This window comes from Marinibacterium sp. SX1, assembly GCF_050389775.1.
GTDB lineage: Bacteria > Pseudomonadota > Alphaproteobacteria > Rhodobacterales > Rhodobacteraceae > Marinibacterium.
Map to the genome: position 1 here is coordinate 51,576 of NZ_CP177152.1, position 14,441 is coordinate 66,016.

Annotated in this window: 13 protein-coding genes; 5 read left to right on the top strand and 8 right to left on the bottom strand. The window is 57.5% G+C overall.

Annotated features, from left to right (window positions below):
• The first annotated feature begins 236 nt into the window (after positions 1 to 236).
• Entirely contained in the window at positions 237 to 1,529 is a 1,293-nt protein-coding gene (repC, locus tag ACK3BB_RS27055) for a plasmid replication protein RepC (RefSeq protein WP_428929798.1), read from the top strand.
• A gap of 114 nt (positions 1,530 to 1,643) precedes the next feature.
• Here the strand turns inward: repC and ACK3BB_RS27060 are convergent, their stop codons facing one another.
• Complete coding sequence (locus tag ACK3BB_RS27060; protein WP_428929799.1) at positions 1,644 to 2,759, bottom strand: tyrosine-type recombinase/integrase; 1,116 nt, start codon at positions 2,757 to 2,759, stop codon at positions 1,644 to 1,646.
• A gap of 157 nt (positions 2,760 to 2,916) precedes the next feature.
• Between ACK3BB_RS27060 and ACK3BB_RS27065 the strand changes: the two genes are divergently transcribed.
• The gene (locus ACK3BB_RS27065; protein ID WP_428929885.1) at positions 2,917 to 3,801 is read left to right on the top strand and encodes a DUF1403 family protein; all 885 of its coding nucleotides are present in this window, start codon (positions 2,917 to 2,919) and stop codon (positions 3,799 to 3,801) included.
• A gap of 2 nt (positions 3,802 to 3,803) precedes the next feature.
• Positions 3,804 to 4,400, top strand: a complete 597-nt coding sequence (gene scpB / locus ACK3BB_RS27070) for an SMC-Scp complex subunit ScpB (RefSeq protein ID WP_428929800.1) — start codon at positions 3,804 to 3,806, stop codon at positions 4,398 to 4,400.
• A gap of 54 nt (positions 4,401 to 4,454) precedes the next feature.
• Here scpB and ACK3BB_RS27075 read toward each other — a convergent pair whose 3' ends face one another.
• The 7 genes from ACK3BB_RS27075 to ACK3BB_RS27105 all read right to left on the bottom strand — a co-directional run bounded on the left by ACK3BB_RS27075 (position 4,455) and on the right by ACK3BB_RS27105 (position 12,641).
• Positions 4,455 to 5,156, bottom strand: a complete 702-nt coding sequence (locus ACK3BB_RS27075; protein ID WP_428929801.1) for a competence protein CoiA — start codon at positions 5,154 to 5,156, stop codon at positions 4,455 to 4,457.
• A 61-nt stretch (positions 5,157 to 5,217) separates the two neighbouring features.
• The gene (locus tag ACK3BB_RS27080; RefSeq protein WP_239369247.1) at positions 5,218 to 5,601 is read right to left on the bottom strand and encodes a DUF6527 family protein; all 384 of its coding nucleotides are present in this window, start codon (positions 5,599 to 5,601) and stop codon (positions 5,218 to 5,220) included.
• 1 nt (position 5,602) lies between these two features.
• Positions 5,603 to 6,997, bottom strand: a complete 1,395-nt coding sequence (locus tag ACK3BB_RS27085) for a ThiF family adenylyltransferase (RefSeq protein ID WP_428929802.1) — start codon at positions 6,995 to 6,997, stop codon at positions 5,603 to 5,605.
• Positions 6,994 to 7,845 carry a multiubiquitin domain-containing protein gene (locus ACK3BB_RS27090; protein WP_428929803.1) on the bottom strand — a complete coding sequence of 284 codons (852 nt, stop codon included), beginning with the start codon at positions 7,843 to 7,845 and terminating at the stop codon, positions 6,994 to 6,996. The genes ACK3BB_RS27085 and ACK3BB_RS27090 overlap by 4 nt, the downstream gene beginning before the upstream one ends.
• A gap of 69 nt (positions 7,846 to 7,914) precedes the next feature.
• Positions 7,915 to 11,313 carry a UvrD-helicase domain-containing protein gene (locus tag ACK3BB_RS27095; RefSeq protein WP_428929804.1) on the bottom strand — a complete coding sequence of 1,133 codons (3,399 nt, stop codon included), beginning with the start codon at positions 11,311 to 11,313 and terminating at the stop codon, positions 7,915 to 7,917.
• Positions 11,297 to 11,845 carry a hypothetical protein gene (locus ACK3BB_RS27100; RefSeq protein ID WP_239369253.1) on the bottom strand — a complete coding sequence of 183 codons (549 nt, stop codon included), beginning with the start codon at positions 11,843 to 11,845 and terminating at the stop codon, positions 11,297 to 11,299. Before ACK3BB_RS27100 ends, ACK3BB_RS27095 begins: the two co-directional genes overlap by 17 nt.
• On the bottom strand, positions 11,835 to 12,641 hold the full coding sequence (locus ACK3BB_RS27105; protein ID WP_239369255.1) for a hypothetical protein: 807 nt from the start codon (positions 12,639 to 12,641) through the stop codon (positions 11,835 to 11,837). The genes ACK3BB_RS27100 and ACK3BB_RS27105 overlap by 11 nt, the downstream gene beginning before the upstream one ends.
• 131 nt (positions 12,642 to 12,772) lie before the next feature.
• Here ACK3BB_RS27105 and ACK3BB_RS27110 point away from each other — a divergent pair, with 131 nt between their 5' ends.
• Positions 12,773 to 13,369, top strand: coding sequence for a DUF6088 family protein (locus ACK3BB_RS27110; protein WP_428929805.1), 597 nt, complete (start codon positions 12,773 to 12,775; stop codon positions 13,367 to 13,369).
• On the top strand, positions 13,366 to 14,391 hold the full coding sequence (locus ACK3BB_RS27115; protein WP_428929806.1) for a nucleotidyl transferase AbiEii/AbiGii toxin family protein: 1,026 nt from the start codon (positions 13,366 to 13,368) through the stop codon (positions 14,389 to 14,391). Before ACK3BB_RS27110 ends, ACK3BB_RS27115 begins: the two co-directional genes overlap by 4 nt.
• Positions 14,392 to 14,441 lie beyond the last annotated feature (50 nt).

The following is a 14,441-nucleotide window of genomic DNA, read 5'->3' on the forward strand; positions in this document are numbered from 1 at the left end:
AGCAGAAAGGAGGAAAGGTAAACAAAGAAAACCCCCGAAACCGAAGCTTCGAGGGCTGCTGCGCAGAACGCAATTCTTAGATTAGACACCTAGAATCTAGCAGCCAGCGAATCGCCATACAAGAGAAAACGCTTCTGAGCGAACGGGATTTCTTTGTCTGCTGACAAAGTATGGAAAAATTCAGTAGTGCTCCGTCTGGAGCGACTGAGGCAGACATGTCTCAGCACGAGAGAGGTATGTCCATCGCATGGCAGCCCTCCGGTTGGCGCAAAGCCTCAGCAGGTCTCGCTGCCGCGGAGCAGCTTGCCCAAGCCGGTGAACAGGTAGCAGTATCCAAAACGCGGGCCTTCGTGGCCGTGAAGCGGGTCGCTGCATACATTGGCCTCAAGGCCGGAGACATGATGCTCCTCGACACGCTTGGGGCCTTTACGCAGGCCCAGGACTGGGAAGAAGGGCAACGCCCTATCGTCTGGGCGTCGAACGCCTATCTGATGGAGCAGACGGGGTTCTCGCTCTCCGCGCTCAAGCGCCATGCACGGCGTCTGGCCGAGATCGGCGTGATCTCCTTTCAGGACAGCCCGAACGGCAAGCGTTGGGGTCGCAGGGACGCCGAGGGGCGCATCGTCGAGGCCTATGGCTTCGATCTGTCGCCGCTGTCGGCGCGTGTCGAGGAGTTCGAGGAGCTCCATGCCGAATTGCAGGCCGAACGCGAGCTCTGTCTGCGCCTGAAGCGTCAGATCACGGTGGCACGCCGGATGATCCGCGCGCGGATCGAAGCGGCCGTCAGTAGCGCACTGCGCGGGCCCTGGGCGCAGTTCACTGGGCTCTTCGAGGAGCTTTTGGACCGGCTGCCGCGCCGCCACGAAGCTTCTGAGCAGCTTGGGCTGCTGCTGACGTGGTTCAGGGAGCTTCAGGAGCGTGTCGAGGCGGCCTATCTCAAGGCAACTGAGGTTGCCGAGCCTGTGGAAAGCACATCTGAAACCAAGGAACAAGTTCCCGAAAAGACTCAAGAAATGAACCCCAGGGAGGTCATTTCTGACCCTCATATACTAATTACAAACCAACTTAATCCTGTAATTAGTAATTCCTCAGAAAATGAGGAAGCGGCGGCCATGGTGCCTAATGCGCAACCCGAAGATCAGGTTGATAGGGAGCTGGAAGAATGGGTGGCTGAGGTACGCAAGAAGCGTGCGGCGCTGGATCTGCCCACTGTGATGCAGGCTTGTCCCGAATTCGCATCTTGGGCGCGCAATATGGGCGGATTCCTGAAAGATTGGGGCGATCTGCACCGGGTTGCCGGGCAACTCAGACCGATGATCGGGGTGTCCGAGCACGCTTGGAACGTGGCGCAAGACCGGCTGGGCAAACAGGTGGCGACAGCGGCGCTGGCGCTTGTCTTTGAGAAGCATTGCGCCGGCGAGGTTTCCTCTCCAGGCGGCTATCTACGCGGCATGGTCGAGAAGGCCGGGGCAGGGGAGCTGTATCTCGAGCGCAGCTTCTATGGCAGGCTCAGCGGGCAGGCAGCGTGATACAGAATTTTCAGTTTTCATTGCCAATAAGGATCGGTTCTTCGCGTTCGAGCCAAAGGCGAGAGGCAGCGAAAACCGATGCGTTCGTAACTGGAAATGCTCTTGGGCAGGGCGTCAGAGACCGGCGGCCTTGGTCAGGTTCACGCGGAACCGGTCACGACGGCGCTGGTAGCGGCGGGTCATCTCGGCCGAGGCGTGCCCCAGCTGCTTCTGGACATAGCGCTCGTCGACTTCTGCCGAACTGGCGAGGCCGGCGCGCAGGCTGTGACCAGAGAACAGTGCCAGGCGTTCCTTTTCTGGCAGCTCGGAACGGATACCGGCGTCCAGGACTGCGCGCTTGATCAGGCGGACCACATGCTTGTCGTTCAGCCGCGTTTCGGAGGCACGTTTACCATCGCGCGAGGTGCCGACAAAGACCGGGCCGAAGTCAATCTTCGCGAAATGCAGCCATTGCTCAAGAGCATGCACGGGGCAGGTCTGCTCCTTCGAACCTCGACCGACTTCGACATCGCGCCAACCAGTCTTGGCGTTGAGTGTGAGCAGCGCACCCTTCTCCATGAGTTCGATCCAGCCGCCGGAGTCTGGTGTGTCGTCTTTGTGCACGTCTAGGCTGACAATTTCCGAGCGGCGCAAACCTCCGGCGTAACCGAGCAGCAGGATCGCGCGGTCCCTCAGCCCGCGAAGGTCGAAGGGAAGGGTGGCCACCATCGCGAGGATGTCTTCCGCCAGGATCGCTTCCTTCTGAACCGGTGGTCGCGCGTGTTTGCGCTTGATCCCCGCAAGTACCGTCGCGATGTGCCGGTTTTTCCGGTCGAGGGTGAAGCCTCGCTGTGCGTAGTTCCAGGCGAGACCGGACAGGCGTCGGTCAATTGTCGAAACAGAGAGGGGTCGGGACGCCGACTGCGAAGGGGAGGCACCCTGACCGGACGCCAGATCCGCGAGATACAGTCCGATCATTTCAGGCGATGGCGGCAGCGGCTCAGCCCCCTTTAGCCGACACCAGCGGGCAAACTGCGCCCAATCCTTGGCATAGGCTTTCAGCGTGTTCTCGGAGGCTGCCGCGCGCGCATAGCTGCGCGCAGTATCCACCAGCCGGTCAAGCGTGCCAGATCCCGCGACATGGGCGGGCAAAGCGATGCCATCGCTTTCCTCTTGATCTCTCTCGTCCACGCGAGCATCATTCAACTCATCAGAGGGCGTTGACGTCGATTTCTCGGTCTCTGAGGGCATCTTTCCAGTGAATCCGGCGGTGAAATTGAAATGTTTCTCAGCATGTCACATTATGTCCGATAATGCAAACTTATTGGACATACTGGAGAGCAGCAATGCGGGGCGGTTATTGTTCAATTTTGTGGCAGAAAGCGCCGCGCTGATGTACGCTGCAGGCATGACTTTTGCCCGGCCAGATCACATCGGCGACCCCGACACACTACCCCGGATGCCTGCCTGGGTCACCTCCACGCGTGCTGAAACCCTTGAAGATGTTGCGTTTTTGTCGGGTGCTGCGCTGAACCACCTGCATCTTGTGTTGGGACACGAGGCGGTGCCCCAAGCCTTGTTGCGGGACCGCCTCGCGCTGCGCGCGGCAGAGGCTTGCGTGGGGTTTTCGGGGCGGTCGGAGCGGCTAGGGGAGTTGCGCGACGCCGTGCACCTGCTGAGGCCCGGCGACCTGCCCGGACCGGCGGGGGAAACCTACCTTGCCTGGCGGCACGTGGTGGAGCGACCGGTATCGATCAAGGCTCTGGGTCGGGCTTTGCCGAGCCTCGACCCCGGCCAGATTGCCGCGTGGCTTGATGCTGGGAAGGATGCGCCAGTGACCCGGGCCGCTATGGTGCTGGAGACGGTACTGCGCGAGGTGCCACGTGCAGACGCAGCAGGACTGATCCTCGCGGATGCGGCCCTCGCCCAAGCCCTCGGTTGGGATCACGTTGTGCCGCTGCTGGCCGCAGCCCTGAAACGCGCGGACCTGCGTAAGCAGGGTGACGACTTGAGGCTCGCCTGCCATCGGGCGCTCGTCTCATCGGCCGTCGAGGCCGTGCGTCTCTCCGCGGACCTCGCCCCTCGGGCGGCGCATCTGAAGGCGGTCGCACCCAAGCTCCGGGCCAAGGGAGCTGGCGACGCGGTCGAGATGTTACTGACCCGCGATGCTGTAGCGCCTTCGACTTTGCCCTTGCCGGATCGCGCCGCGCGGCGGCTCTGCGAAAGGTTGGTTGCCCTCGGCGCGGTGCGCGAGCTGACCGGGCGCGACACTTTCCGGCTCTACGGGTTGTAGGGATGGCAAAGGATCGACCAGAAGCTGAGCTTGACCGCGAGCTGCCCGACCTGCCGCCAGAGTTGCGCTGGCGGGAGTGGATGCGCCGCATCGAGGCGGTGCTCTTCGCCTCTGCCTCGCCGGTGCCGCGCGACGACCTTGCCCGCGTGGTGGGGCAGGGGGTGTCGGTTGATCTGCTCGTCGAGGACCTCGCCGCCGATCTGGAGGGGCGGGCCTTCGAGATCGCCCATGTCGCCGGCGGCTGGATGTTCCGGACGCGGGCTATCTATGCGCCCGCGATCCGGGCGGCGGCAGATGTCGGCGTCCAACTGCTGGACTTGAGTGAATTCGACGTCGCGGTCCTGGCCGCCATCGCCTACCACCAGCCGATCACCCGCGACGGGCTCAAGGACATGTTCGGCAAGGAAATCAGCCGGGACCTGATCGGTCGGCTGCACGCGCGCAACTTGATCGGAACTGGTCCGCGGTCTCCTCGGCGAGGGGCGCCCTACACCTTCGTGACGACAGAACAGTTCCTGATTGCCTTCGACCTGCCTTCCCTGCAGGACCTGCCGGACCGCGAGCAGATGGAGGATGCAGGTTTGTCCGCAAAGGCCTGAGGGTCTGCGGTCCCAAAAAGATCTGTGTCAGTTGAACCTGATGGAAACCGAACGCTAGAACCTGGCACGACGCTGACGGTACCGCACCGTTTGCCTAACAGGTTTGCCAAACAACACGTCCGGTATCGGAGTTCCCTTTAAAATGTTCTCGACAAGTGATCGTTTCGGATAGGCAAATCCATAGGCCCAGTCACCTTTGACTCTCCGAAGAAGCCACACCGTGTCCTGCCCAAAATCAAAGGCGACGATCACGCCGACATGGACCCATTCCTTTAGCAACCTTGAATCGTAAACCCAGAGCTGCTCAACCAGCCCGTCCTTTGTCGGATGCTTCACGCCGTCTGCTTGCGCGGTTGCAAACTGCTTGCGGTCGGTCTTACGACGCGTTCCGTCAACAACCCAAAACATAGGGTTGTGGAACCTTGTCCGCGTTCGCGCTTCTACAGGCTTGATGTATGAGTGCTGAAACTCAACCACCAAGCCGTTGGATGTCTTAACATCTGAGATGTGAAGCTCGCCATGTTCGTCGCGCGCAGCGATCTCCTGCCAATCTGTCGGGAATTGGTTCTTCCAATCCCGATGCCACTGCGTTTCGTTTTCCCACCAATGGTCGCAGTGGAGTTGTCCTTTGTGCGCCCAGTGCCAGACCATCTTGGTTCCGCATCGGGCAATGAGGTCATCGCCGCAACCAGGGCATCTGCCTTTGGCGCCTGGGCTGGCTTCAACTCGTTTGTCGTCGTCTAATGCGAACCGCATGATTTTGCCCCCGATTGCTCGGGTTGTAGTTCGAGGCGCACAGGTCGCTTTGTTCGCTCGCTTAGCATTTGTGTCGTCCTGCTTTCTCTTTTGGCGTTTGCGGCCGTCCACCTTTGCACCAGTGAACCTTACCCTTCTTTACCCAGAAGTGGCACCCACAGTCGTTTTGCTGGTGCACCGACGGGTGGAGTGTGGGTCTTTGCCAGAAATCTGTGCTAATGCTCCAGCGAGGTCGACGATCTGGGTTGAGAGACAAAGCGATCCTCTCACCACAGCCGCCAGGGCAGGAGAGACAGGCCCATTTTTGGATCGCGCCGCTCTCGACCAGGACTAACTCGTCCGGTTCTGTTTCAGGCGTTTGCGGGAAGGCGTCCTGCCTGCTCACCAGATAATCATACTTAAGTACTCCAATCTGCCGAAGCAGGTTTGCCAATAACTTTTTCATCTCACGTCACCATGTCCAGAAAGGGCGTCATGTCCCCCCGGCCCGGAGTTTCAGTTGCATCACAACACGGGCAGCCCGGGCGCGGCGAAATCTCAGGAAAACGCTCATCGCGCGCGTGAAACCGTCGCATCCGCGTCGGTGCCATTCCGTTTGCTCCGGCGAACCCGGTAATACCGGTCAGCCATTCATTGACCGCCATGGCACCCGCCTCTGTCGTGAAGGTCACAACGGCAGGGGAGGGATCACCCTCACCGAGCAGATAGGCTTCCTCTTTCAGTTTTTCATAGGCCTCTGGATCAGTTCGCTGCAAGGCCTCCTCGCGAGCGCGTTGCGGGTTGATGAACCCGCCGCAAAGCAGACAGGGGTGTCCGGGCACAAGGGTGGTAACCCGGGCAAAGAGATCGAACGACTGAGCATCACGACGCTGCATTGCGAGCCCGACATCGATGACCGGAATGCCATAGAAACGGGCGAAGCGGTTCAGAAAGAGCCGACCGGCGTGGTCATCCGTGCAGCAGAAAATCACATCACAAGATTTCAACGCATCCCATGTGCATGGCTCTCCGGCCCAGGCATCGATGGTTGCCAACGACATACCAAGATTGGCCTCCGCAACTGTCCGCGCGTGAATGTCGGCCTTGGCTCGATGAGCATCAACATCCTCCTGTCGTGCGCCATGGAGCCTGTTGAGATTTGTATCTTCAGCATGGTCCTTTTCGAAGAGGACCGCTTCGCGCACGCCAAGACGCATCAGCAAGGGCAACACTGCGCTTCCCGTAGCACCCCCTCCGGCAATGCCGCACCGAAACTGCGTGATCATTGCATTGGCCTGATCGCCGAAGAGTCGGGTTTGACGGTCCAGGAAGCCCAGATTGCTGCCGTTCTTCGCGGTGAGGGTCAGGCGCGGTCCTGTGTGAAGAATACGCGCGATAGCCGTTGGCTTTTCGGCCGAGCGCCAAATCCTCACGGCAATCTCGCCGTCGCTCGCTATCAAAACGCTGATCAGTCCGGGTGCACCCCTGATCAGGGCGGTCCGCGCAAGTTCCGCCTCGTTCCGGTCATCTTGTTTGGAAAAACGGGCCCGCCCCTTTGGATGGGTATGAATGATGGCGGGAACCAGACCATCGGACTTGGCGCGACCAAGCAATCGCATGAAGCTGTCGGTTTGCCACGTCACGTGGCGCTCGGAGGCTGAGACCACGTCGTCATCATCGAGATCGATGAACGCATGCGAAATTAGCCGTGTGCGAGCAGTGTCCGTCCAGGGGTCTTTCTCGATCGCCGCCGTCCCAAAAAGCATGTAGGCTGAACGCTCAGCACCGGCACCCTGCGCGAGCAGGGACCGGATACCGGCTTCGTGCGGACCAGCCAGAATAACATCCAACGGGCCCTTCATGGCCGCGCCTCGGCGAGAGCTGTTTTGATCCGTGCCACCATCGTGCGCAAACCATCAATGCCGGGCCGCCAGGCGTTGTTGTGGCGCGACCAGCGCTGCCAAACACGACCTGCAAAAGTGTGCTGCACTGTGCAGGCTTTCGGGACTTGACCGTTCGCCAGCGTCAAATGCGGAGAGGCATAAAACATGTCAGGCGCGCAATCGGGATACCCGGCTGGCAGGAGTACAAGGATATCCGCGGCTTCGACATTGAATTTGCCTTCAGGCAGCTCGAGCGACTTCAGGATGATGGCGGTCTCACGGCCTTCCTGAACGACTTCGAACTGATAGCCGTGGTCCACCAGAAAAGTCTGATCAAACGAAGGAAGGGTGTCCCCCTCCGTCGTCTGATCGATGAGCGAGATGAACCGCTCCACACCCTTGGCATCGAGATTGATGACATCGCTGTCAGCAATCTTGCGGTCCTGCTGGCCCGGGATTTCCTGCCAGAGATTGTAGTTTTCCGGCAGGTCAGCAAGCTTACGCAGTACAAATCCGCTGATGCACGCGCGCGGCCATTCAAGATCCTTGTCGTCAATCTTAAACTTGAAGACACGGTCCGTCCGCGCGACCAGCACTTTTTCAGCACCGCGACCGCGCAGATCATAGCTTTCGTCGAGGCGAATGTCTTCGAAGTCCCCATTTGGCAAAATGGCGATTGCCACATGCTCATCAACAGGATGCCCGTCGGCAGCTTCGATCAACTGGCGACCGAGAACCTTTGGGTCATCGAAAACGTGTTTTTTGAAGTTGAGGCCCTCATCGGCGATGAAAACCGGGAAGCGAGGATCATTTCCTTGCGATTTCATTGTGTTCGTCCTTAAGAAGTTGGCGGACGCAAACCTCATGTCTGCGCCTTCACAAGGACAATCGCGGCGTCAGGAGGAATCCGGTAAGCCTGATCCGATTTTTTTTCGGAGCGTGCCTGAGGGCGGTTCGCTGCAGATGAAGAAATATGCGCAGCGGGCACAGCGATCGCTGCGTTTTGGGGGGAAATGCCCTTCTAGGATCTCAATTGCAGCTTGAGCGATCTTTGTTTTCCGGTTCCCCAACTTCGTACTGCTCATGGTCAATCGGTCCTGCGTCGCGCCTGTCAAGAACACGAACTCAGCCTCGCCGTGGCCTTCAGCGGCAAGTTGAAACGCAGCCGCATCTAAGGACTCGACAGCGTTCGTGGTCTTGCGTCCTGTTTTGATGCGCCGCAGTACCCTGCCAGACCCAGCATCGACTTCCTCATGTGCAGATACGACAATCTCTGCCTCACCGAATTTCAAGGAAATTGGGGTGGGTGCGCGCCGTTTTTCGCCTGTGCGGAGCAATCGGAAAAAACTCAGCAGCTCGTCTGAGATTTGACGGTACTCGGCAGCGTATCCATGATCCGCCGGACCATTTTCCATCCACGCCTTATCCATGATGGCTGCGAGCTCGGCTTCGCTTGGTTCATCGTTCAAACGAGACGTCAGCTCATCGACAACGCCCTGGACTGCGTTGTGCATACGCATAAGGGGCGACTCTGCGCGACGACCGCCAACCTGCAACACATGCGCGAAGAAAAATCGCCGTGGGCACTTCTCATAGGTCGCAAGCTCAGAAGGCGATATGCGAGCGATGCCATCAACCTCCAACTTTATTCCGTTCGTTGATACCGCACCTTCAGCCGATGCCGATTGCGGAGATTCGTTCAGAACATGACCAGATATGTCATCCACGAACTTCGATCGCTTGCTGTAGGCATAAAGTATCAGTCGCTCCTCCGCTCTGGATAAAGCGACGAAAAACAAACATTGCTGCTCCTCGTCATGCCCGGACGTGAGCGCGTCACAGCCCTTAAAGGGTGCACCCTCGATCATGCCGTCAGGAGGTGCGAGTCCGCGATTTTGCTTAGCTGACAGCGGAATGGATCGGCTGGTCAATGCCGGCAAATGAAGGACTTTGAACTCAAGGCCCTTGCTGCCGTGAATGGTCATGATCCGGACAGCGTCCAGGCTTTGTGCAGCTTCAGGCAGGTCGCGTAAGTCGCGTTCATCTGACACTATGACAAGGCGTCGGATGTGATCGAGAAGATCGCGAACGGGGTACCCGGATTTTTTCGGCAATGTTGATCTCAGAAAGTTCTGAAACTGCCACAGCGCAATCGCAGGATTTGCATTGCCTGATCTTGCTCCCTTCGCAAATTCGGCGGCCAAGCGCGTCTTATCAAGATAGAGAGTTGTAATCACGCGCCAGGCCGACGAAGTGGGTTCAAACTCCCCAAACACCTCAATCAACCTTGAGAGGGACTTCTCACCCTCCTCGCTGATGTCGTCTAGGCCCGAAAGCGTTTGCCTCCAGTCCAAGGGCAGCGTGTTTCTAGCGGCACGAATCGCATCAACACAGGTTGAGACATCCTCAATTGCCAGTTGAAATGGGCGGAGAGACGCGACGCAGGCAAGTCCCATGGCGCGCGGATCAACCACTAGGGAAAGGACGGAAAGCGCTTGCTTGATTTCTGGTCGGTCAAAGAGGGGCCCAAGAAACAAGACCGGAATCCCCCGCGCCTCTAAACCAGCGGCGATTTCTGCCAGTCTCGCATTGCCCTTACATATTACTGCGTGGTCACGGAAAGACGTGGTCTCGTTGCAGGCCTGTTTTATTCGGAGGGCGATTTCGTCTATTTCACGATCCTTGGCATCAACACCCACAAACACGGGGCTAACCCCATTAGTACCCTTAAACGCCGTGGCCTCAAAGCCCGCCCCGGCAGCTGCCATGCGCGTTTGAGCGAAACCCTTGAATGTGTCGCATATTTCTTGTGATGATCTGTAATTGATATTGAGTGGGAGACTTTCGCCTCCTAAGAAATCCTCGGTCTCAAATCGATCAATGTTGTACGAGGATGCGCCTCGAAACCGGTAAATTGATTGTTTGGCATCTCCCACCACCCACAGGTTGGTGCCGTTGGGCTTCAGCGCTTTCAACAATCGCACACTGGCCCGGTTTACGTCCTGATATTCGTCCACCAGAACATGGTCATAGAGTCGTTGAAGTTTCTCGCGAACATCCGCGTCACTTTCGACGAGCATTGTCGGTCGAGCGACCAGATCACCAAAATCTACTACGCCGCGTTCCGCCTTCAGGCCTTCATACAGATCATAGACGGCTGAGATCTCCAGACACTTTTCTGCTGCCTCGATATCCTCCTCTGTGTCTGCGGCCTCCATCATTTGCTCGGCGAGTTTACGGTAGTGGATGTTGTCGACTACCTCATCCTTGGCCCGCGAAATGGCTGAAAGGAGAGAGCGCAGGGTATCTGTCGGATCCCAAAGTTCGTTGAAATGCTTCAAACGCAGCCGTGGGAATTCATCCTCCAACAGGGCAATGGCTTCAGTCGTATCAATCATACGTGGATCTGCGGGAAGACCCACGAGGTCATGAAACCTGCGCAGGATATCAAGCCCAAATGAATGAAAGGTCCCAATCCAAGCGGCACCAGCCGCTTCCGGCCAAACCCGCAGGGCCCGATCGGTCATCTCTCCTGCGGCCTTGTTGGAAAATGTCAGGAGCAGAATGGATTCTGGCTGCACATCACGGTCTCGAAGCACAGACAGGCGGCCAACGAGAGTCTGGGTTTTGCCTGTCCCGGGTCCCGCCTTCAGAAGAAGCGCCTTTCCGTGATGATCCGCGGCAATCTGTTGCTCGCGGTTCAATGGTTTGGGCGGGCTTGCGATATCCGGCGCTTCCTCCAACACCGGTAACAAAAGCGCATCAAATAGCTGAACCGCAACCATGTCGTAGGGGGCGCCAAGGCGCTCCGAAATCTCCCCTGCGCCAAGGTTGTCTTCGACATGCCATGACCAGGCCAAACTGCGCGGAAAGAGGAACTCTCGCGCAAACATATCCATCTGGACTTCCTGGCGAGCACGGTTGCTGTAATCGACAACGCGATCCGCCCCAACTGAGGCCGGATCAGACGATCGTGCCGGATCGATGTTCATGGTTGGCTGGACATCAATGCCCCCGCCAAATTCATCATGACCTATCTCATGGGCAACAAGAAACGCATTTAAGAACTCAATGCCCGTATCCTCATGCAGGATGACTTTGGCTCTCGGCTGCAAGAGCGCCCGTCCACCTTTGAGCTGCGGATGGTCTGGAGCGAGCTTGCGGACTTCGTAATCCCGAGCTTCTGCCTCTTGAAGAGCAAACGAATAGGGCTGGGTTGGATCGCCTCCCTTGCTCCTACGCTCAGTATGAAGACGCGCGGCGCATCGACGAACGGCTTCAATCCGATCCATCATCTGCAAGCAACTCTTGCAATGCGCGTTGCTCCTCCTCGGTCAATCCAGCCTGGTCTACATAATCTTGGAATTCGATGGCCGGTTGCGCTTCAGGTTTCACATCAGATTTCATCGCAACGGCCTGTTGATCGCCAATTTGCATGCCGCTGATGACATCCTGCAGTCTCACATCCAGCAGTTTTGCGAGCTTATTAAGGAGCGAAATCGGCATCGAGCCAATATGGACAACACTTGCTTGCAACCCCATGAGGAAACTCCGCGGCAAACCCAACGACTTTGAGAGTTCACGAACGTCGGCGCCGTACAGTGCTTGCTCGACCTTCTGAACCCGCAAGACGCTGGACTTCATAGCTTTGGTCTCAAGCGGGAGACTTGCCTCGACCGCTTCCATGTCGCTCATTGTCAGCTCGTGGAACAAATCCAAGAGATCGTCTGCAAATTCAGGGTATTTGCTCAAATAGGTTTTCAGCACGGCAGGCGACATTTCAGGCTCAATCGTGAAGTCGCTGAGGACATCTTCTCTATTGGTCATCATTGTCTTCCAGTTTTAGTGCACGTCTGATCTTTTCAAACGCACGATCACGCCTGTTTCGTACGGTTTTTTCGACGCAGCCGAGCAGCTGGGTCATTGAAGGCTCACCGTCTTTGTTTGTCTCAATGGGAATCTCTGCGAGCATCAAATCGATCACCTTTCGTTCTTCCTCGGGTAAGGCGTCAATCGCGCGACGTATGCGAAACCGGTAATCAAAATCTTCTTCTTTTGTCAGGCCTGACTTTTTGTATCGCTCAAGCGCCTCTTCGACTTCCTCGCGGATATCCTCACTGCCATCGTGGCGCACAACGGATTCGGTGGCATTTTCCCGACCACTTACCTGCCGGAATTTGTCTATGCGGACGGAGCGAACGGCCCGGTCAAAAAACACCTCATATGCGTCAAGCTGTTCTACGTAGCCTCGCCGGTCCTCAAACATGAGCTCTGTCACACGTTCTATTGTTTTATCGCGGATCTCGGCGACGCGAAAATCCTCGACATCCTTATCGCCGCGTCGGCTGTTGGGCCGGGGACAGGCGGCTTCAATCCGATCCAACAAAATGTTGTAAAGTGCCACAAACCGGCCATCTGCATTGTCGGTCTTGGTTTGTCTCAGGTGATAGAGCAGCACTTCGGAAGGCACGTAGTCGGCGTGCCGCCGATCTCGCATCGCAGCTTTGTCCAGGAGTTCATCAAAGGGCCAATCAAGGCTCAAGCGGATAAACGCACTAATCTCATCCCGTCGGGTATAGAGCTTTCCGCTTACTGTTCGTTTTCTGAGGGGTTCAATGCACATATCAAGTTCATAACTGTCTTAAATCAATTCGTTAAGCTGGCTTCTCCAGCACGCTCCCTTCGTTGTTGTAGGTGCTTTTACCTTGAGAACTGTCAGAAACCAAGCTATATATCTGACACTTGGAGGCGAACATGCAAACCACATCTCAAGCGATCAAGGCCTATGCTGAAGCGCTGCCGGAGGGTGCGACCCTGTCGGCACGGGAGTTGTTGCACCTCGGAGAGCGTGCGGCGGTTGACCAGGCGCTGTCGCGGTTGGTGCGGCGCGGGGAGCTTATGCGTGTGAAGCGCGGATTGTTCGCGTTGCCTGTGAAAACCCGCTTCGGGAGCCGGGCGCCCTCGGTTGAGGCCGTGGTTGAGCACATTGCGAAATCAACCGGTGAGCGCGTGTCGCAAAGTGGAGCGTCGGCAGCGAACCTACTCGGCATTTCGACGCAGAATCCATCCCGTCAAGTTTTTTGGACCTCCGGGCCGAGCCGTCATCTGAAGCTCGGCGCGCAAAGCGTCGAGCTTAAACATGTGCCGAGCTGGCAGCTTCGTGCGCCCAACAGCCGTGCCGGGCACGCCTTTCGGGCGCTCGCCTATTTCGGCAAGTCCGAAGCTGCTCATGCTTTGAGGCGCATCGAAGCGACGCTGAACGAAGAGGAGAAGCGTGAGCTTCTGAGCCTTCGTGCCTCTGCGCCAACTTGGATGGCCAAGGAACTTAGCGCGCTTGCGCCATCACAATGACAGGAAGCCAAACTTACTTTTCGCTGTCGCATGAAGACAAGATCGACGCGCTTGAAGTGGCCGCCTCGAAATTGGGGCGGCCAGCAGACCTATTGGAAAAGGACATCTGGGTCGTCTGGGTGCTTGACGCCTTGTTCGACAGTGATCTTGGCGAACACTTGGTGTTCAAGGGAGGAACGTCGCTCTCCAAGGTCTACAAGGCGATTGACCGGTTCTCAGAAGATGTCGACCTGACATATGACATCAGGCAGATCATTCCCGATCTGATCAAGGATCCCGAAGATCCATATCCGCCAAGCCGCTCGCAAGCTCAGAAATGGACCGAAGCCGTTCGGGATCGCTTGGGCGAGTGGGTGGCGTCAAAAGTGGCCCCCATTTTGTCGGACAAGGTGAAGGCAGCGGCGCTCCCGGCTGAAATCCGTGTAGAAGGTGACAAGATCTATCTAAACTACGACGCGGTGCGCAGCGGCAGCGGATATGTTCGATCCTCGGTCTTGTTGGAATTTGGCGCCAGATCCACAGGTGAACCGGCGCAGCGTCACGAAGTGGTATGCGACCTCTCTGGGGCGCTACCTGAATTGTTTACGCCCGTCGCCACGCCTCGTGTGATGATGGCCGAACGGACGTTTTGGGAGAAGGCGACAGCTATCCATGCCTATTGCCTGCGAGGCACGTTTCGAGGCGGCGACCGCTATGCGCGTCACTGGTACGATCTCGATCGTCTGAAGGCTGTGGGTATCGCTGCACGGGCGCTGGATGATAGGACGCTTGCTCAAGATGTTGCGAAGCACAAACAGCACTTTTTTCGCGAAACAGATCGTTTGGGTGCGACGATAAACTATGCCGATGCCGTCTCAGGGTCGCTTTGCCTGATCCCAGAGGGTGAAGCCTTGGAGGCGCTGGACCAAGATTACCAGAAAATGCAGGAAGCTGGGCTGCTTCAGTCAGACGCAATCGCTTTCGATGACCTAATGGCTCGTCTGATGGATCTTCAAGATCAGGCCAATAAGCGAGCTGAGTGAGGTGGGGCAAGTTTCTTGCTTCCGGCTTCGTTGCAAACCCATGGTGAGCA